Annotated in this window: 17 protein-coding genes, 1 tRNA gene and 1 other RNA gene; 15 read left to right on the forward strand and 4 right to left on the reverse strand. The window is 70.5% G+C overall.

Annotated features, from left to right (window positions below; all coding sequences use genetic code 11):
- The first annotated feature begins 35 nt into the window (after window positions 1-35).
- Window positions 36-2,957 (forward strand): preprotein translocase subunit SecA, encoded by a 2,922-nt coding sequence (gene secA, locus O7608_RS09255; protein WP_289209545.1) that lies wholly within the window; start codon window positions 36-38, stop codon window positions 2,955-2,957.
- A 105-nt stretch (window positions 2,958-3,062) separates the two neighbouring features.
- On the opposite strand, the gene O7608_RS09260 is transcribed toward secA, so the two are convergent.
- Window positions 3,063-3,710 (reverse strand): Rv3235 family protein, encoded by a 648-nt coding sequence (locus O7608_RS09260; protein WP_289209546.1) that lies wholly within the window; start codon window positions 3,708-3,710, stop codon window positions 3,063-3,065.
- A 166-nt stretch (window positions 3,711-3,876) separates the two neighbouring features.
- Complete coding sequence (locus O7608_RS09265) at window positions 3,877-4,104, reverse strand: helix-turn-helix domain-containing protein (RefSeq protein WP_289209547.1); 228 nt, start codon at window positions 4,102-4,104, stop codon at window positions 3,877-3,879.
- A gap of 106 nt (window positions 4,105-4,210) precedes the next feature.
- Here O7608_RS09265 and O7608_RS09270 point away from each other — a divergent pair, with 106 nt between their 5' ends.
- Window positions 4,211-4,711, forward strand: coding sequence for a DUF6912 family protein (locus O7608_RS09270; RefSeq protein ID WP_289209548.1), 501 nt, complete (start codon window positions 4,211-4,213; stop codon window positions 4,709-4,711).
- 75 nt (window positions 4,712-4,786) lie between these two features.
- Here the strand turns inward: O7608_RS09270 and pruA are convergent, their stop codons facing one another.
- Window positions 4,787-6,415, reverse strand: a complete 1,629-nt coding sequence (gene pruA / locus O7608_RS09275; RefSeq protein WP_289209549.1) for an L-glutamate gamma-semialdehyde dehydrogenase — start codon at window positions 6,413-6,415, stop codon at window positions 4,787-4,789.
- Window positions 6,416-6,599: 184 nt separating this feature from the next.
- On the opposite strand from pruA, the gene O7608_RS09280 reads away from it, so the two are divergent.
- The 11 genes from O7608_RS09280 to O7608_RS09330 all read left to right on the forward strand — a co-directional run bounded on the left by O7608_RS09280 (window position 6,600) and on the right by O7608_RS09330 (window position 16,235).
- Window positions 6,600-7,631, forward strand: a complete 1,032-nt coding sequence (locus O7608_RS09280) for a hypothetical protein (RefSeq protein ID WP_289209550.1) — start codon at window positions 6,600-6,602, stop codon at window positions 7,629-7,631.
- 74 nt (window positions 7,632-7,705) lie between these two features.
- Entirely contained in the window at window positions 7,706-9,103 is a 1,398-nt protein-coding gene (locus O7608_RS09285) for a serine/threonine-protein kinase (protein WP_289209551.1), read from the forward strand.
- A 220-nt stretch (window positions 9,104-9,323) separates the two neighbouring features.
- A complete protein-coding gene (locus O7608_RS09290; protein WP_282223798.1) occupies window positions 9,324-9,839 on the forward strand; it encodes a PadR family transcriptional regulator in 516 nt (171 codons plus the stop codon).
- A 45-nt stretch (window positions 9,840-9,884) separates the two neighbouring features.
- Window positions 9,885-11,006 carry a peptide chain release factor 2 gene (prfB, locus tag O7608_RS09295; RefSeq protein ID WP_289209552.1) on the forward strand — a complete coding sequence of 374 codons (1,122 nt, stop codon included), beginning with the start codon at window positions 9,885-9,887 and terminating at the stop codon, window positions 11,004-11,006.
- A gap of 212 nt (window positions 11,007-11,218) precedes the next feature.
- Entirely contained in the window at window positions 11,219-11,899 is a 681-nt protein-coding gene (gene ftsE, locus O7608_RS09300; protein ID WP_289209553.1) for a cell division ATP-binding protein FtsE, read from the forward strand.
- A 110-nt stretch (window positions 11,900-12,009) separates the two neighbouring features.
- On the forward strand, window positions 12,010-12,885 hold the full coding sequence (ftsX, locus tag O7608_RS09305; RefSeq protein ID WP_289209554.1) for a permease-like cell division protein FtsX: 876 nt from the start codon (window positions 12,010-12,012) through the stop codon (window positions 12,883-12,885).
- 211 nt (window positions 12,886-13,096) lie between these two features.
- Window positions 13,097-13,573, forward strand: a complete 477-nt coding sequence (gene smpB, locus O7608_RS09310) for an SsrA-binding protein SmpB (RefSeq protein ID WP_289209555.1) — start codon at window positions 13,097-13,099, stop codon at window positions 13,571-13,573.
- Between the two features lie 35 nt (window positions 13,574-13,608).
- A complete protein-coding gene (locus O7608_RS09315) occupies window positions 13,609-14,286 on the forward strand; it encodes a cellulose binding domain-containing protein (RefSeq protein ID WP_289209556.1) in 678 nt (225 codons plus the stop codon).
- Between the two features lie 119 nt (window positions 14,287-14,405).
- Window positions 14,406-14,779, forward strand: a transfer-messenger RNA (tmRNA) gene (gene ssrA / locus O7608_RS09320).
- Between the two features lie 169 nt (window positions 14,780-14,948).
- Window positions 14,949-15,920 carry a hypothetical protein gene (locus O7608_RS09325; protein WP_289209557.1) on the forward strand — a complete coding sequence of 324 codons (972 nt, stop codon included), beginning with the start codon at window positions 14,949-14,951 and terminating at the stop codon, window positions 15,918-15,920.
- Window positions 15,921-15,923: 3 nt separating this feature from the next.
- A complete protein-coding gene (locus O7608_RS09330; protein WP_289209558.1) occupies window positions 15,924-16,235 on the forward strand; it encodes a hypothetical protein in 312 nt (103 codons plus the stop codon).
- Here O7608_RS09330 and O7608_RS09335 read toward each other — a convergent pair.
- Entirely contained in the window at window positions 16,197-17,000 is an 804-nt protein-coding gene (locus tag O7608_RS09335) for an S-methyl-5'-thioadenosine phosphorylase (RefSeq protein WP_289209559.1), read from the reverse strand. The two genes, O7608_RS09330 and O7608_RS09335, sit on opposite strands and share 39 nt — an antisense overlap.
- 295 nt (window positions 17,001-17,295) lie before the next feature.
- Here O7608_RS09335 and O7608_RS09340 point away from each other — a divergent pair, with 295 nt between their 5' ends.
- Both O7608_RS09340 and O7608_RS09345 read left to right on the forward strand, forming a co-directional pair.
- Window positions 17,296-17,850: a YqgE/AlgH family protein gene (locus tag O7608_RS09340; RefSeq protein WP_282223789.1), complete on the forward strand. Its 555-nt coding sequence runs from the start codon at window positions 17,296-17,298 to the stop codon at window positions 17,848-17,850.
- A gap of 71 nt (window positions 17,851-17,921) precedes the next feature.
- A tRNA-Ala gene (locus O7608_RS09345) sits at window positions 17,922-17,994 on the forward strand.
- Window positions 17,995-18,427 lie beyond the last annotated feature (433 nt).

Consider the following 18,427-nt stretch of genomic DNA (forward strand, 5'->3'; position numbering starts at 1 on the left):
ATAGTGACGCACACCGTCTAGGGGAGCGTTGATCCGTGTCGATTCTTGAGAAGGTCCTCCGCGCCGGCGAGGGCCGCATGGTCCGCCGGCTCAAGGCGGTCGCCGCGGCCGTCAACTCGATCGAGGACGACTACGTCGACCTCACCGACGCGGAGCTGCGCGAGCTGACCGACCAGTACCGGCAGCGGTACGCCGACGGCGAATCGCTCGACGACCTGCTACCGGAGGCGTTCGCCACCGCCCGCGAGGCGGCGTCGCGGGTGCTCGGCCAGCGCCACTACGACGTGCAGATCATGGGCGGCGCGGCGCTGCACTTCGGCAACATCGCCGAGATGAAGACCGGTGAGGGCAAGACGCTGACCTCGGTGCTGCCGGCGTACCTCAACGCGCTGTCCGGCAAGGGAGTGCACGTCGTCACCGTCAACGACTACCTGGCCGAGCGGGACGCCGCCTGGATGGGCCGGGTGCACGAGTTCCTCGGCCTCACCGTCGGCGTGATCCTGCCGAACCGGCCGTCGGCCGAGCATCGGGCCGCGTACCACGCGGACATCACCTACGGCACCAACAACGAGTTCGGCTTCGACTACCTGCGCGACAACATGGCCTGGTCAAAGGACGACCTGGTGCAGCGCGGGCACAACTTCGCCATCGTCGACGAGGTCGACTCGATCCTCATCGACGAGGCCCGGACCCCGCTGATCATCTCCGGCCCGGCCGAGCACTCCGCCCGCTGGTACGGCGAGTTCGCCGCCGTGGTGGGCCGGATGCAGGTCGGCAAGGACGGCGAGGGCGACTACGAGATCGACTACGCCAAGCGGACCGTCGCGGTCACCGAGCGCGGCGTCGCCAAGGTCGAGGACCGGCTGGGCATCGACAACCTGTACGAGTCGGTCAACACGCCGCTGGTCGGCTACCTGAACAACGCGATCAAGGCCAAGGAGCTCTACAAGCGGGACAAGGACTACATCGTCAACGACGGTGAGGTCCTGATCGTCGACGAGTTCACCGGCCGGATCCTGCACGGGCGCCGCTACAACGAGGGCATGCACCAGGCGATCGAGGCCAAGGAAGGCGTCGAGATCAAGCAGGAGAACCAGACGCTCGCCACGATCACCCTGCAGAACTACTTCCGGCTCTACAGCAAGCTGTCCGGCATGACCGGTACCGCCCAGACCGAGGCGGGCGAGTTCAACAAGGTCTACAACGTCGGTGTCGTCACCATCCCGACCCACCGCGACATGGTCCGCATCGACCGGGCCGACGTCATCTACAAGACCGAGAAGGCCAAGTTCAACGCCGTCGTCGAGGACATCGCCGAGCGGCACGCCGTCGGTCAGCCGGTGCTGGTCGGCACCGTCTCGGTGGAGAACTCGGAGATCCTGTCCCAGCTGCTGCGCCGCCGGGGCATCGCGCACGCGGTGCTCAACGCGAAGTTCCACGCCAAGGAAGCCGAGATCATCGCGCAGGCCGGGCGCAAGGGCGCGGTCACCGTGGCGACCAACATGGCCGGCCGGGGCACCGACATCCTGCTCGGCGGAAACCCCGAGTACCAGGCGGCCGCGCAGCTGCGCCAGCGCGGACTCGACCCGGTCGAGCACGCCGAGGAGTACGCCAAGGCGTTCGAGGAGATCATGCCGCAGGTCAAGCAGGCCTGCGCCGCCGAGGCCGACGAGGTCGCCGCCGTCGGCGGTCTCTACGTGCTGGGCACCGAGCGGCACGAGTCCCGCCGGATCGACAACCAGCTGCGCGGTCGGTCCGGCCGGCAGGGTGACCCGGGCGAGTCCCGGTTCTACCTGTCCCTGCAGGACGAGCTGATGCGGCGGTTCCGCGCGGGCGCGGTCGAAGCGGTCATGGAGCGCTTCAACATCCCCGAGGACGTGCCGATCGAGTCCAAGATGGTGACCCGGCAGATCAAGAACGCCCAGGCGCAGATCGAGGGTCAGAACGCCGAGACCCGTAAGAACGTCCTCAAGTACGACGAGGTGCTCAACAAGCAGCGTCAGGTGGTCTACGCCGAGCGGCTGCGGGTGCTCAACGGCGAGGACCTGCACGGCCAGGTCACCAAGATGATCGACGACGTGGTCGGTGCGTACGTCGACGGCGCCACCGCCGACGGGTACGCCGAGGACTGGGACTTCGACCAGCTCTGGTCCAGCCTCAAGCAGCTGTACCCGGTCGGGATGACCGTCGACGAGCTGGTCGAGGAGGCCGGCGGCGAGCGCAGTGCCGTCGACGCCGACTTCCTGCGGGTCCAGGTGCTGCAGGACGCGCACGCCGCGTACCAGCGCCGGGAGGAGGAGCTGGGCGCCGACGCGCTGCGGCAGCTGGAGCGGATGGTCCTGCTGCAGGTGATCGACCGCAAATGGCGGGAACACCTGTACGAGATGGACTACCTGAAGGAAGGCATCAGCCTGCGGGCGTACGCCCAGCGGGACCCGCTGGTCGAGTACCAGCGGGAAGGCTACGCGATGTTCGCCACCATGATGGACGGCATCAAGGAGGAGACGGTCGGGTTCCTGTTCAACGTCGAGGTGCAGGTGCAGCAGCAGTCCGCACCGGCGGCGGCGGGCGGCGACCGGCCCGGCACCCAGGTGCCGGTGCCCGACGGCGGCGACGTCCAGGTCCGGGCCAAGGGCATCGAGGCGGCTCCCCGACCGCAGCGACTGCAGTACGTGTCGCCGACCATCGACGGCGCTGCCGGCTCCGACGGCGGCGTGCAGGTGCAGCAGGCTCCGGCGTTGGGTCTCGGCGGCACCCCGTCGTCGGCCCGGCCGACCTCCGGCGCTCGACCGACGCCGGCCGGGCGGCCCGCCGCCGGCCCCCCGGTGCCGGTGAGCAACGCCCGCCGGGCCGCGCCCGGCCAGGCGGTCGCCAGCAACGGGCCGTCGCGCAACGCCCCCTGCCCGTGCGGCTCGGGCAAGAAGTACAAGCGCTGCCACGGCTCGCCCGGCGCCTGACCGCTCCCGGCGTCGCAGGTGCGTCGCCTGACCGATCCCGGCACCACAGCTGTGGCACCTGACGACCCCGGCGGCGCGGCTGCGTCGCCCGACGGACGCCCTGGCTCAGACGAGATACACGGCCGTGCTGAGCCAGGCGTCCGCCTGCCGTTCGAGCCGGAACGCCAGTGCCCAGCTGCGGCTGGTGGTGCCGAGCACGGCGGCGGTCTCCACCACGCCCGCCGTCGGTTCACAGATCCGTAGCTGGCGGACCCGGAGCAGTTCGCCGCGCCGGTCGCCCCGACCGGTCGGTGGGGCCGTCGGCCGAGGGCCCCGGTTGCGGACGGCACCCGGTGGCCGGTCCGGCGTGCGGGCCCGCTGGGCCGCGACGGTCAGCTGGGCGCAGATCACCGCCGCCTGAGCGGGAGCGGCCAGCCGGCGGGCGTGGGGCACCGGTCGGAAACCGTTGATGATCTCGACGGCCGCCGACAGGAACCGCTGCGCCGCCCGCCGGGCTTCCGGCGACGCCCCGGCCAGGCCGGGAGCCGGCAGCACGGCTCCGGCCGGCAGCCCGACCTGCGGCGTGCCCGGTGGTTGCGGCGCCTCGGCCGGCCGGCGGGTCGCCGGCGCGTCGGTCGGTCCGGTCAGGTCCAGAGCCAGCTGTACGCCCGGGTGGACGACGAAGTCCGCAGACTCGTCGATGAAGGGTGGATCCAGCGGCGGCGCGGGCCGCAGCCGGATCGGTGGACGCCGGATCCGAGTCGGGACAGCCATCCATCCTCCAGTTGATCTTGCGTTTGCCTTCGTTTGCTTTCGGCAGATCAATTGGAAGTCAGCATGACACCCTCCGTCAACGCCTCGCATTGACGGTGATCAGACAACTCGTGAAGCGGCACGGCGCGCTCGTGCCCGGTGGTGCCGGTGACCCGGGTCGCGCCGACTACTCGGGATCGCGCTCGATCAACGGGTTGCCCTGCACCCACTCGGCGGTTTCCGCGTACTTGCGCTGGATGTACTCCTCCAGCCGGGCACGCTCCACCCGCCACTGTCCGCGTCCACCGATCTTGATCGCGGGCAACTCGCCACTGCGGACCATGTGGTAGACCTGCGAGTCGGATACGTTGAGTTCGGCGGCGACGTCGGACAACTGCAGGAACCTCGGCTCCACGGTGACTCCCGGCTCGTCTACGTCGGTCGGTTCAGTGTGCCATCGCCGCCCGACGGAGCCGGCGGGCGGCGTACATTGCTCAGCGACGACTTCAGTGGGGGAGACCGTGCCCGACAACCAGCTCCGGGTCTACGTACCGGCCACCCTGCCGGCGCTCGGCGCGCTGCGCCGCGACGGCCAGCTCGCCGTCGACGCCGCGCACACCGTCACTCCGGCCCTGCGCGAGTGGTACGTCGAGGGCGACGAGGAGGAACTGGAGTACGTCGCCTTCACCCGGGCCGCCCAGGAGTCGCTGCGGTTGCTGCACGACGACCCGACCGCGCCCCGCCGACGGGTCGTCGTCTCCGTCGACCTGCCGGCGGACGCGGTCAAGCGCGCCGTGGCGGAACTCGGGTCGAGCAGCGTCGCGCTGGTCGGTCCGATCGCACTGGCCTCGGTCGCCGCGGTGCACGTCGACGGCGACGAGGCGACCGACGACGTGGCCGCGGCAGCCGACGCGGTGTCCCAGGCGGCGGCCGGGGACCCGGACGCCCAGTTCGTCGTGGACGGCGCCGAGGACCACGAGCTGGAGTGGTACGACGTCTCCGAGCTGGACCTGCTCTCCTGACCCGCACGGGCCGGCCAGCCGGCCAGCCCGCGAGCCAGCCAGCCGACCGGGCCGTCCGGCTCAGCGCCGTCCGGCTCAGCCCATGTGCGGGTAGCGGTGCTCGACCGGCGGCACGAACGTCTCCTTGATGGTGCGCGGTGAGGTCCACCGCAGCAGGTTGTGCCAGGAACCGGCCTTGTCGTTGGTGCCACTGGCCCGGCCACCGCCGAACGGCTGCTGCCCGACCACCGCACCGGTCGGCTTGTCGTTGACGTAGAAGTTGCCGGCCGCGTACCGCAGCGTCTCGCTGGCCCGGGCGATGACCCGGCGGTCGGTCGCGAACACCGACCCGGTCAGCGCGTACGCCGCGACCGACTCCGCCTGGGCCACCACGTCCCAGAACTGGTCGTCGTCGAAGACCGACACCGCCAGGATCGGGCCGAAGAACTCGGTGGTGAAGACCTCATGCCCGGGGTCGGTGCAGGTCAGCAGGGTGGGCCGGACGAACCAGCCCTCGCCGTCGTCGGCCGTACCGCCGGCCAGCACCTGACAGGACGGATCGTCGCGGACCTTGTCCAGCACGGCGGCGTGCCGGGCGAAGGCCCGCGCGTCGATCACCGCCCCGCCGAAGTTGCCGAAGTCGGCCACGTCGCCGTAGGTCAGCGACTCGACGGTGGCAGCGAGCCGGTCGCGCAGGCCGGCCGTCCAGAGCGACTTCGGCAGGTACGCGCGGGACGCCGCCGAGCACTTCTGCCCCTGGTACTCGTAGGCACCCCGGACCAGGGCGGTGTGCAGCGCGTCCGGGTCGGCGCTCGGGTGCGCCACGACGAAGTCCTTGCCGCCGGTCTCGCCGACCAGCCTCGGGTACGACCGGTACCGGCCGATGTTCTCCCCGACGGTGCGCCACAGCTGCTGGAAGACCCGGGTCGAGCCGGTGAAGTGGATGCCGGCGAGGTCCCGGTCGGCCAGCACCACGTCGGAGACGGCCAGCCCGTCCCCGGTGACCATGTTGATCACTCCCGGCGGCAGCCCGGCCGCCTCGAACAGCCGCATCGTGAAGTGCGCCGCGAGCTGCTGGGTCGGCGCCGGCTTCCAGACCACCGTGTTGCCCATCAGCGCCGGTGCCGACGGCAGGTTGCCGGCGATCGCGGTGAAGTTGAACGGGGTGACCGCGTACACGAAGCCTTCCAGCGGCCGGTGGTCGAACCGGTTCCAGACCCCGGGCGCCGACTGCGGCTGCTCGGCCAGCACCTGGTGGCCGAAGTGCACGTTGAACCGGAGGAAGTCGATCAGTTCGCAGGCCGAGTCGATCTCCGCCTGGTAGGCGGTCTTGGACTGGCCGAGCATCGTGGCCGCGTTCAGGGTGTCCCGCCAGGGGCCGGCGAGCAGGTCGGCGGCGCGGAGAAAGACCGCGGCCCGTTCGGCGTACGGCAGGGCCCGCCAGCCCGGGGCGGCCTGTCCGGCCGCTGCCACCGCCGCCTCGGCGTCGGCCGGCTCGGCGTTGCCGGTGACCCCGAGTATGTGCCGGTGCCGGTGCGGCATCACCACGTCGATCGGTGCTCCGGCCGCCATCCGTTGTCGGCCGCCGATGGTCATCGGCAGGTCGATGCGGGCGTCGGACAGTTCGGCCAGCCGGCGGCTGAGGCCGACCTGGTCGGGGCTGCCCGGCGCGTAGTCGCGGATCGGCTCGTTACGGGGGGCGGGGGTGGTGGGTACGGCGTCCATCACAGCTCCTGGCGTGATCTCGACAACGTCGGCGGAACCGGATCCGTCGGGGTACCCGGTGGGGCGGCCACGGCGGCGGATCCGTCGTCTCATCGTCGCACGGGGCGTCGGGGCGGGGCGCTGGTCCGCGTACCCTGGTCGCAACCGGCGCTAGCGCCATGACCACCAGCAGGGGGTGACCGCGTTGACCAGCCAGTCCGTGCCGGCTGTCGCCGCCGATCCGGTTCCGGCCGACGCCGCCGCGGGTCCGGTTCCGGCCGATGTCGCGCCCGTGCCCCGGCCGGGGAACTCGGTGGTGACGGCGGTCACCCTTGCCGGGCTGACCCTGGCCTGGCTGGCGCTGCTGATCTGGTCCGTGCTCGCCACCCTGGCGGCCTCCACGGACGGTGTGCTGGCGGTCACCGAGACCGCGTACGGGCTGCCGGCGGTGATCTTCGCGGCGCTGCTCGCGGGGGCCGGCGTGGCCCAGGCGGTACGCCGTGCCACGGCGCGCCGGCTCGACGCGACCGTGCTGCCCCGGTTGCTGGTGGCGGTCGCCGCCGGTGCGCTCACCGGCGCCGTCGCTGCGGCCGCGCTGGTGTTCGGCGACGGGCGCGGCGGCTCCGCCGTCACCATCCTCGGCTGGGCGTTGTTCGCCGGCGCCACCGTCGGCGGTACGTTGGCCGGCCTGCACCGGTGGGCGGGGCTGCTGACCGCGGCCGGTGCCGCCGCCGGGTTGGCCGTCGCGGTCGCGATCACCGCGCGTGAGCTGTTCAAGGGCCCGCTGCTGGAGCTGTTCGGCGCCGGGCAGACAGCGGCGTCGGTGCTGGCGGCGCAGTCGCGGATCGTGTGGGTGAGTGCGCTGCTGGCCGGTGCGATCGCCGGGGCGGTGGCCTTCGGCTGGTTGGCGGGGGCGTCGCGGCGGTCGACGACGAGGCTGCCGTGGCCGACGTACCTGGTCGCCGGGGCCGCGCCGGGCGTGCTGCTGCTGGTGGCCGAGCTGATCACCCGGGTCGGTGGTGCCGAGTTGCTCGGCCTGGCCCGGTCGTTCAGCGAGACCGACGAGGCGTTCCAGGCCATGGCCGACGCCGGCCGGATCAACTCCGCGTTGGTGGTGCTCTTCGCCGGGTCGTTCACCGCGTTGATCTGCCTGGGGCGGACCCTGCCGAGCCGTCCGGACCAGGCCGACGATCCGGCCGATCCGGCCGTTCCCGCCGGTCCGGTCCGGGCTGGCTGATCCCGATCCCCGGTTCGTGCCAAGCGTCGGTTCGGTGACGGCGCGGCGGCGTCCGCCGCCCTACCGTCAGCGACGTGGATGGTGAGCAGACGGGTGGGCAGCCGCCGGCACAGCGGTACCGGCTCGGCGCCCAGATTGCCAGGGGTGCGATCGGTGCGGTCCACCGCGCGCACGACCTGCGCGAGGACGTACCGGTAGCGGTGAAGCTGTTGCGGCCGGAGTCGGCCGGGCAGGCCGATCTGGTCGAGGGCTTCCGTACCGAGGCGACGCTGCTGTCGCGGCTGGACCATCCGAACGTCATCCGGCTGCGTGCCCGTACGACGGTCGCGGACCAGCCGGCGTTGGTGCTCGACCTGATCGACGGCGACGACCTGCGGACCCGGCTGCGTCGGGGCGGACCGCTGCCGCCGGCGGCAGCGGTCGACGTCGCCGCGCAGGTCGCCACCGCGCTGGCCTATCTGCACCAGCAGGGCATCGTGCACGGTGACGTCAAACCGGCGAACCTGCTGGTGCCGGCCGACGGCGGCCGGGTCCGGCTGATCGACTTCGGCGCGGCGCGGGCGACGTCGGTCCCGGTGGTCGGACGGTCGACCTTGGCGACCCCGGAGTACGCGGCACCGGAGATCGCCGCTGGCGGGGCCTCGGGTCCGGCGTCGGACGTGTACGCCCTCGGGATCGTCCTGTTCGAGCTGCTGTGTGGACGTACCCCGTACCGTGGCGGGTCGGCCGACGAGGTGTTGGCGCGGCACGGCCGCTGTGTGCCGGTGCCGCCGCCGGGGTGGCCGTCGGCGGCGTGGCCGCTGCTGGAGCAGTGCCTGGATCCGCAGCCGGACCGCCGGCCCGACGCCGCGTCGCTGGCCGCCCGGTTGCGCGGGTTGGAGCCGGCTCTCGACGGTCGTCCGGCGCTGCCGGTGCTGCCGGTGGACGCGGTGACCTGGTGGCCGCGGACAGCGTCGGCGTCCGGTTCGGCCGGTAGCCACGGTCCGTCCGGTGTGACCGCCGCCTCGGTGGGCGGTACCGGGTCGGCGGAGGTGACCGGGTCGGCGGCTGTGTCGCGGCCGGTGGCGCGGCCGGTTCGGCAGCGAGGACTGCTGCGGCTCGGCGCGGCGGCCGGCAGCGGGGCGCTGCTGCTGTCCACGGTGATCGGGCTCACGGTGGTGGCTGGACAGGACGCCAGGCCGACGGGCCGGACGAGTGGCACCGGGGTGCCGGCTGCCACCGCACCGGCGGGGTCGGCGTCGGGCCAGCCGGGCAGGTCGACCGGACCGGACCGCCAGGACGGTGCGAGTGGCCAGGTAGGTTCAGCCGGGTCGGGCGGGTCAGGTGTGCCGGTCGGGCCGACGCCACCGGCCGAACCGGGGGGCTGGCCGACCTTTCCGGGTGGAAGACCTGGTCAGCCGGGTGTCGGGATCGGAGATCCGGTCCCACAGTGGCCGTTGGTCGGAACGGTCGGATCGGACACTCCGAACTAGTCAGAAGAACTGGACTTCATGTATCAAAAATCAATAATACGCTCTAGTTGACCGGATTCTGCGGCAGGTATGCTCCTTTTTGTCGGCTTTAGCGCCAGATGGTAAATATTGATCTTCCTTACCGGACCGTCGTCCACAGACAGTGCACAATAGAACACGATTGGTCGCGGATCGCGGCAAATCCTGGACGTAGAGGCGACAAAGTGGCAGCGTAGAGGGCATGGCGGAAGTTCGTATCAATCCAACGGCAGCGGCCCTTCTCGGCCTGCTCCATGAAGGACCCATGACAGGTGGGCAACTGATGGCCACCGCCGAGCGTCAGCTCGGCGCGTACTGGTCCATGACTCGCAGCCAGGTCTACCGGGAGTTGCCGGTGCTGGCCGAGCAGGGTCTGGTCCGGCTCGGTAAGCCGGGGCCACGGTCCAGCCAGCCGTACGCGATCACCGCGGCCGGCAAACGGGCGTTCCTCAAGTGGCTGGCCGACGCGCCCGGCCGTGACTCGGTGCGTAACCCGATCGCCCTGCGGGTGGCGTTCGGCAACCACCACACGGCCGAGCAGCTGAAGACGGTCTACGCGGACGCGAGCGAGCATCACACCGAGGCGCTGGCGGCAGCCCGCGAGCAGGCGCGTGAGGCGAAGAAGAACGGGGACACCTTCGGTGCCGCCGCCCTCGAGTTCGCGGTCGCGTACCACAAGGCGGTGCTCTCCTGGCTCAAGTCCGCGCCGGTGAGCTGACCGCCGGCGCCGGTCGGCGGCGGTCACGACGTATTCTTGTCGGTCGTGACCAGTGCCGACTATTCCGACCAGCTAAAAGATCTTGACGCCACGCTTCGCCGGATCGAGGCGGTCATCGACATCGATCGACTGCGCCGCGACCAGGCGGAGCTGGAGGAGGCCGCCTCCGCCCCCGACCTCTGGAACGACCAGGCGCGGGCACAGGAGGTCACCTCCCGGCTGTCGTACGCCAACGCGGAGATCGCCAAGCTGGAGTCGTTGCGTGCCCGGCTGGACGACGCGGCCTTGCTGCTGGAGATGGCACAGGCGGAGGAGGACGCCGGCACGGTCGCCGAAGTCGGCACCGAGCTGGCCGGGCTGCACAAGTCGATCGAGGAGCTGGAGGTCCGTACGCTGCTCTCCGGGGAGTACGACTCCCGGGAGGCATTGGTGGCGATCCGGGCGGGGGCCGGCGGCGTGGACGCCGCCGACTTCGCCGAGATGCTGCTGCGGATGTACCTGCGGTGGGCGGAGCGGCACGGTTACCCCACCGAGGTCTACGAGACGTCGTACGCGGAGGAGGCCGGTCTCAAGTCGGCCACCTTCACCGTGAAGACCCCGTACGCGTTCGGCACTCTCAGCGTCGAGTCCGGTACGCACCGCCTGGTGCGGATCAGTCCCTTCGACAACCAGGGCCGGCGGCAGACCAGCTTCGCCGGCGTCGAGGTGCTGCCGGTGGTGGAGCAGACCGACCACATCGACATCCCGGAGAACGAGATCCGGACCGACGTCTACCGGTCGTCAGGGCCGGGTGGGCAGAGCGTCAACACGACCGACTCGGCGGTGCGGCTCACCCACATCCCCACCGGGATCGTGGTCACCTGCCAGAACGAGAAGTCGCAGCTGCAGAACAAGGCGGCCGCGCTGCGGGTGCTGCAGGCCCGGTTGCTGGAACGCAAGCGGCAGGAGGAGCAGGCCAAGATGGCCGGGCTCAAGACGGACGCGGCCGGTTCCTGGGGCGACCAGATGCGCTCCTACGTGCTGCACCCGTACCAGATGGTCAAGGACCTGCGGACCGAGCAGGAGACCGGCAACCCGACGGCGGTCTTCGACGGTGACCTGGATGCCTTCATCGAGGCGGGTATCCGATGGCGCAAGCAGCAGGAGATGGCCCAGGACCAGCACTGATCGCTGCAGGTCAACTACTCTTCGTGTTTTCTGGTCGACACTTGCTGTGACTGAGGCCATCATTTCGGGTGGTGTCGGTTCGGTCCGGACGGTTGATTTCTCGGCATTCGTGGGGAACGCCTGACACGAAACCTTGCACATAGCCGACATACAAGACACCAGCCTTCAGGCTGGACTTGGCGTAGCGGTTACACCGCGTAGACTCACCACCCGTGATTGCGCTCGAGCAAGTGACGAAGACGTACCCGAAGGCGTCCCGGCCCTCGCTGGACAACGTGTCGGTGTCGATCGAGAAGGGCGAGTTCGTCTTCTTCATCGGTCCCTCCGGCTCCGGCAAGTCCACGATCATCAAGCTGCTGCTGCACGAGGTGACCCCCAACACGGGCAAGGTCGTCGTGAACAGCAAGGACGTCACGACCATGCGCTCCTGGAAGATCCCGCACTTCCGGCGCTCCATCGGCTGTGTCTTCCAGGACTTCCGGCTGTTGCCCAACCGCACCGCGTACGAGAACGTCGCCTTCGCCCTCGAGGTGATCGGCAAGACCAAGGCGGTGGCCCGCCGGGTCGTTCCCGAGGTGCTGGAGCTGGTCGGCCTCGGCGGCAAGGAGCACCGCTACCCGCACGAGCTCTCCGGCGGCGAGCAGCAGCGGGTCGCAGTCGCGCGGGCGTTCGTGAACCGCCCGCTGATCCTGCTCGCCGACGAGCCGACGGGAAACCTGGACCCGGACACGTCGATCGAGATCATGCGTCTGCTGGACCGGATCAACCGGACCGGCACGACGGTCGTGATGGTGACCCACGACTCCAACATCGTGAACCAGATGCGCCGCCGCGTCATCGAGATCGAGGCCGGCCGGATCGTCCGCGACCAGGCACGCGGCGTCTACGGGTGACAGCACCACGCCGTCGGTAGTCACCGGCGGCCGGCACGTGGTGACCCGAGCAGACCAGCATGTGGTGACCAAGAACGACCATTCTGCGTCAGATCCGGAAGAGGAACCCGATGCGCGCGAAATACGTCCTGTCCGAGGTGATGGTCGGGCTGTGGCGCAACGTGACCATGACCGTCGCCATGATCATCACCATGGCGGTGTCGCTCACCATGCTGGGCGCGAGTGGCCTGATGTACCTGCAGGTCAACTCGATGAAGGACTTCTACTACGACCAGATCGAGGTCTCGATCTTCCTGGTCTCCGACGTCTCCGAGGAGCAGCGCACCAGCCTGCAGAGCTCGCTGGACGCCGACCCGCTGATCTCCACGGTGACCTACGAGTCGCGGGAGGAGGCGTACGAGCGCTTCCGCACCCTCTACGCGGACGCCCAGGACCTGGTGAACGCGGTCAAACCGGAACAGCTGCCGGAGTCCTTCCGGATCAAGCTGGTCGACCCGGAGGAGTACCAGGCGATCTTCGACAAGTACAACGGCACCGAGGGCATCGACGAGATCGTCGACCAGCGAAGACTGCTCGACAAGATCTTCAACATCCTCAGCTCGGTGCAGAGCATGGCGCTGATCGCCGCCTCGATCATGGCGGTCGCGGCGTTGATGCTGGTCGGTAACACCATCCAGGTCGCCGCGTACAGCAAACGGCGTGAGGTCGCCGTCATGAAGCTGGTCGGCGCCTCCAACTGGTTCATCCAGGCACCGTTCGTCCTGGAAGCGGTCGTCGCCGGCCTGTTCGGCGCGATCCTCGGCTTCGGTGCCCTGGTGCTCGGCAAGATGTTCCTGCTCGACGGCTCGCTACGGGACCTCACCGAGCTGCTGACCCCGATCGAGTGGAGCAGCGTCCTGCTGATGTTCCCGCTGATGGCCGGTGTCGGCAGCCTGGTCAGCGCGGTGACCGCCTGGGTGACGCTGCGGTTCTACCTGCGGGTCTGAGTCGACCGCCAACCGGCGACCCGCATCCGCCGGACACCACCGTGGCACCTGCCTACGACGCCACTGTCGACGCGGCCGGTGCCGGCACGGAAAACCCGTGCCGGCACCGGCCGCGTCGCGCGGTACCATTGCGCGGTCGCCGGGCGGACCGGCGACACCGACCGACCGCAGGTGAGCGGGTGCGGTCCGGCCAGTCGGGAGGGGCAGCGCGATGCCGCGGGAGAAGGGGCGCAAGGTCGTCGCCTCCAATCGCAAGGCCCGGCACGACTACGCCATCACCGACGTCTACGAGGCCGGCATGGCCCTGACCGGCACCGAGGTCAAGTCGCTGCGGGCCGGGCGGGCGTCGCTGGTGGACGCCTTCGCCCAGGAACGGCAGGGCGAGATCTACCTGTACGGCATGCACATCCCCGAGTACGTCCAGGGCACCTGGACCAACCACGAACCACGGCGGACCCGCAAGCTGCTGCTGCACCGCACCGAGATCGACCGGCTGCTCGGCAAGCTTCGCGAAGGCGGCCTGACCCTGGTCCCGCTGCAGGTCTACTTTTCCGACGGCTGGGCCAAGGTGGAGCTGGCGCTGGCCCGGGGCAAGAAGTCGTACGACAAGCGGCAGGACCTGGCCAAGCGGGACGCCGACCGGGAGATCCAGCGGGCCGTGGGCCGGCGGGGCAAGGGTATGGACTGACATGCCGGCAGGTGCCCTGACCACTGGAGGCACCCATGCCTAGGCGCGCCCCCGACGCCGTGTCGCTGTCACCGATCCGTTCCGGCTGGGCGGTCGGGCTCGGAGTCGTCCTCGCCCTCGTCTTCGGCGGCACCGTCTGGGCGGCGATCGCCCGGGACGATCCGGCACCCGCCCAGCTGATCATCGTCCACCCGTCCGCTTCGCTGCCCGGCCCACCGCCGGTGGCCGAGCGCGGTCTCGGTGCCGGTCCGTCAGCCACCGCGTCGCCGTCGCCGTCGCCCACCGGGTCGTCGCCGTCGGCCACGCCGAGTCTGACCCCGTCGGCGCCGTCCGCCCCACCGACCTCACCGGCCCCCTCCGCCCCGGCGGCCCGTCCGTCGCCGACACCGCCGTCGGCGGTCGAGGTCACCGCGCGGTACGTGTTGAGCAGCACCTGGGACCAGGGGTTCGTCGCCAACGTCGACGTGGTCAACTCCTCGGCCCGCAGCCAGACCTTCGACGTACGGCTGACCTTCCCGGACACGGTGGCGATCACCGTGACCGGCTTCTGGAACGCCACGCCGTCCACCGCCGGCAACACCCTTGTCTTCACCGGCGGCCCGCTGGCGCCCGGTGGGAAGGTGCGGTTCGGCTTCCAGGCGGAGAAAAACCGGTCATCACAGGTCAATCCGACCGGCTGCACCGTGAACGGGCGGCCGTGCGTCGGCGTCTGACCGCCGGCGCACGGAACCGGAATGAAGTTGTCGCCGGGAGGCGTTACGATTGACGAAGCTGCGGACCGCATCGGGCCGCAGGGCGCATCAGCTCGTCTGGTGCGCCGCACGGCACACCAGGGGGTGACTGGTTTCGACTTCGTACGTTGCGGCAGGGGAAGCGAGCCGAGGAAGCCGACGTCGTCTCGAGAATCGATCGTCGGAAACCAATAAGCGCCAAGTCTAATCGCGCTGACTTCGCTCTCGCCGCCTGAGGCGAGTAGCGAGTCTGTCGGTCTGGGAGTGCCTTCGGCCCAGTAACCGGCATCAGTAAGAGGGCTGGCCAATCGAACCCGGTCGCGGGGTTCGTGCGGCGAGATCAACTGCGGCTGGGCCCGTCACATCGACTCGCTCGCGTGATCGATGGGGCCGAGTAGAGGCACAGCGAGCTGCGCTCGGAGAAGCCCTGGCAAGACGCCGAAGGACCCGGGTTCGATTCCCGGCACCTCCACGGACGACGACTGGCCCTCCGCCACCAGGCGGGGGGCCAGTCGCATGAGCGGGCCGGGCTCGACGCCCTGACCGCTGATAGGCGGGAGCAGCGAAGCAAGGGAGCCCCCTAGTGTCGGGGTGCCGGCCCTGGTGCCGGGAACCGGTGCCCGTCGGGGTGCGTCTGACCCGACATGCGCCGTTTCATCGCCCTGCTGGGCGTACCGCTGCTGTTGATCGCCGCTTGTGCCCGCCCTGACGCCACCGGACCTGGCGGACCCGGCGGCCCGGCGGACCAGCGCTGGGAGGCATTCCAGCGCCGCGCCGACGTGGTCGCCGAGGCCTGGCGCACGGCCGCCGGCCGGCCGCAGTGGCAGGCCGGCTACGCGCCACTGCAGAGCCTGACCGTGCTTCCCGCCGACCCCGGCTTCACTCCCGAGACCGAGCAGGCGTTCCTCGCCGGCTGGTTCCGCAGTGAGGTGCCGGTGCCGGGCGAGCGGCCCGCCGACGGCACGGTCACCTTTCCCGACGGGACGCTGTCCGTACCCGTGGTCAGCGCCGCCGAGGCGTACGCCGCCATCGACCAGGGCGACCCTCCGCCGTGCCCGACTGACGACCCCGTGCGACCCGGCCCCGACCCGACCGGGTCGACCAGCGGTGGCCCGGACACCAGCGTCACGCACTCCCTGCCGATGACGGGTTGCGCAGGGCTCACCGTTACCGGGGTCACCCTCGGCACCGTCGAGTTGCTGACCAGCCGGGGCACCGCGCAGGTGCCGGCCTGGCTGTTCGAGGTCGCCGAGCTCGACACGGCGGTGGCCCGGGTCGCCGTCGACGACAGTGTCAGCATTCCGACACCCAGCCCGCAGGTCGCGGCGCCGGACGGGCTGACCGATTTCGTCGTCACCCAGGATCTCACCGGAGTCGACGGCAGCGATCTCGGGTTCCGACTCGGCGTCGGTGCCTGCGACAGCGAGATCACCCCGTTCGTTCAGGAGTACACCGACGCGGTCGTGGTCTCCGGCGGTGTGGTGCGCAGCGGTGACGCCTGCACCGACCAGCTGTTGCTGCATCCCGTCACGGTGACTCTCGACGAGCCGCTCGGTGCCCGTACGGTGCTCGACGCGCTCACCGGAACGCCACTGCACGTCGTCACGGCCGGCTGAGCCATGCCTCAGCCGTACGGTCCGGGTCAGGAGCCGGGCGACGACTCCGTGGCGGTGCTGCACCGGTCGACCGTCGACGGCGACCCGGCCGCTGCCAGTTGGCAGCTCGCCGTCGGCGAGGCCGTCGTCGTCGCCGGGGACGCCGCGACCGCGAACCGGATCAGGATGTGCCTCGACGCGGCCGGAATCACCGCCGCGACCGTACTGGTGACCCCCGCAGCCACCGCGACGCTGTCGTCCGGGCCGCTGTCCGGGCCGCTGTCCGGGCCGCTGTCGTCAGGGCAGCTCGAACGGCAGGGTGATCCCGTCGAGTGACCGCGGGCAGTCGCAGTCGCGATCGGTCGGCCACTGCGCCAGCGCGGCCAGCAACAGACCGCGCAGCCGGTCGGTGTTCTCACCGAAGACCCGGAACACCTCGTCCTGGGTGACCGCGTGCCCGCTGTCGACTCCCGCGTCCAGATCGGTCACCAGCGCGATCGAGGTGTAACAGAGGGCCAGCTCCCGGGCCAGAACCGCCTCGGGGTGGCCGGTCATGTTCACCAGGGTGCCGCCGATCGCGGTGAACCAGCGCGACTCCGCCCGGGTGGAGAAGCGCGGCCCTTCCACGACCACGACCGTACCGCCGTCGCGCGGTGCCAGGCCCTGTTCGGTGCCGACCCGCAACAGCATCGACCGGCCGGTCGGGCAGTACGGGTCGGCGAAGCTGACGTGCACCGCCCCCCGGTCGTAGTAGGTCTGCGTCCGCCCGGTGGTGCGGTCGATCAGCTGGTCGGGCACCACGAACGTGCCCGGGCCGTGATCGGGCCGCAGTCCGCCGACCGCGCACGGGGCCAGCACCTGGCGCACGCCGAGCGAGCGCAACGCCCACATGTTCGCCCGGTAAGGGATCAGGTGCGGTGGGTACTGGTGCGCCCGGCCGTGTCGGGGCAGGAACGCGACCCGGCGTCCGCCGACGTCGGCGATGGTGATCACGTCGGACGGTTCGCCGTACGGGGTGTCCACCCGGTGCTCCGTCGCGTTGTCCAGCAACGCGTACAGCCCCGAACCGCCGACGACCGCCAGTTCCGCCTGTGCCTGCACCTGGTCCCTCCCCGGGTCGGGCGGGGTGACCGGAAACACCGATGGCACGCCCGCGCGGTTAGACCTTAACCGGGTGCTGCCGAGCAAGCTATGGTGCCAGGCATGGCGTTCACGGCACCGACGACGGCCTCGGGCTGCGCGGGTCCATGGGCTGTCCGGCCGGCGCGACCCGCACGCGCTCTGGCGGGTCACGCCGGCGCGGTACGTGCGCCTGCGGTAGGTCACGGCGGCGCGGTAGGCGCGCCTACAGGAGGTCGAGGTGCAGGGTGAGGGTCAGCGGATCGGAGGACGGTCGATGGCGTCGATGACCGGCCAACTGCTGGTCGCGACTCCCACGCTCAAAGACCCCAACTTCGACCGTACGGTGGTCCTGCTGGTCGCCCACGAGGTGGCCGGCGCGCTCGGCGTGGTGCTGAACCGGGCCACCGAGGTGCCGGTCGCGGAGGTGCTGGGCGGTTGGGCCGGCCTGGCCCGGGAGCCCTCGGTGTTGTTCGAAGGCGGTCCGGTGCAGCCGGAGTCGGCGATCTGCCTGGCCCGGACCCGCACCCAGACCGGCCGGGTGAAGGGCTTCCACCGGATCGCCGGGCCGTTGGGCACCGTGGATCTGTCCACCGACCCCGGTCCGCTGGCCGAGTCAGTCTCCGGCATCCGGGTCTTCGCCGGCTACTCGGGCTGGTCGGCGGGCCAGCTCGAGGAGGAGATCAACGCCGGCTCGTGGTTCGTACTGGACGGCCTGCCGGATGATCCGTTCATGACCCGCCCGGAGGACCTGTGGCCGATGGTGCTGCGCCGGCAGGGCGGCATGATGTCGGCGGTGGCGCACTTCCCGGCGGACGTCTCGTCGAACTGACCCCCGCGAGATGACCCTGCGCAGGGGCATGTGTAATATTGCCGAGTGCCCGGGAGATCCGGGCCGACCAGGGGGCCGTGGCGCAGCTGGTAGCGCACCACACTGGCAGTGTGGGGGTCAGGGGTTCGAGTCCCCTCGGCTCCACCCCTAAGTGGGTCAAGGGCTTGTTTGTCGAATCGGGACGGGCAAGCCCTTGATCATTTGACCCCCATTCGACCTCTGACGGGGCCCATGACCCGGCAGATGCAATTATGTGACGGCGGTCACTTTGCCGGCCCTGTTGGATCACAGGGTGGACAGGATGGCACGGCGCCAGCCCGCTGCAGCGTGTTGGCCTCCGGTTCTCGGCGGTCCGACGCGGTAACCGCCCCCCTCGCCCCGGCCGAAAGGGCTTATTCAGTCGGGCTGGGTGCGAGTATGGCGCGCGCTCGTGCGGCGGGAGCTACTTTCTGATGCCAGATGGTGATTAGTCGATAGAGGGCCCGGCAGTCCGGGTAGCGGGGGGGATATTGTGTCGAGCGGACCGCGCGGCCGGGAACGCCAGGGTCGGGCGTGTGGGTTCTGTGGCCTAACCGGA

The sequence above is a fragment of the Solwaraspora sp. WMMA2056 genome (assembly GCF_030345095.1).
In the GTDB taxonomy this organism is placed as follows: domain Bacteria; phylum Actinomycetota; class Actinomycetes; order Mycobacteriales; family Micromonosporaceae; genus Micromonospora_E.

Coding starts and splice junctions, on each gene's coding strand:
- O7608_RS09260 (WP_289209546.1), bottom strand. CDS start 3,710: ATGGCTGTCCCGACTCGGATCCGGCGTCCACCGATCCGGCTGCGGCCC.
- pruA (WP_289209549.1), bottom strand. CDS start 6,415: ATGGACGCCGTACCCACCACCCCCGCCCCCCGTAACGAGCCGATCCGC.
- O7608_RS09290 (WP_282223798.1), top strand. CDS start 9,324: ATGGCGGAAGTTCGTATCAATCCAACGGCAGCGGCCCTTCTCGGCCTG.
- ftsX (WP_289209554.1), top strand. CDS start 12,010: ATGCGCGCGAAATACGTCCTGTCCGAGGTGATGGTCGGGCTGTGGCGC.
- smpB (WP_289209555.1), top strand. CDS start 13,097: ATGCCGCGGGAGAAGGGGCGCAAGGTCGTCGCCTCCAATCGCAAGGCC.
- O7608_RS09315 (WP_289209556.1), top strand. CDS start 13,609: ATGCCTAGGCGCGCCCCCGACGCCGTGTCGCTGTCACCGATCCGTTCC.
- O7608_RS09325 (WP_289209557.1), top strand. CDS start 14,949: ATGCGCCGTTTCATCGCCCTGCTGGGCGTACCGCTGCTGTTGATCGCC.
- O7608_RS09330 (WP_289209558.1), top strand. CDS start 15,924: ATGCCTCAGCCGTACGGTCCGGGTCAGGAGCCGGGCGACGACTCCGTG.
- O7608_RS09340 (WP_282223789.1), top strand. CDS start 17,296: ATGGCGTCGATGACCGGCCAACTGCTGGTCGCGACTCCCACGCTCAAA.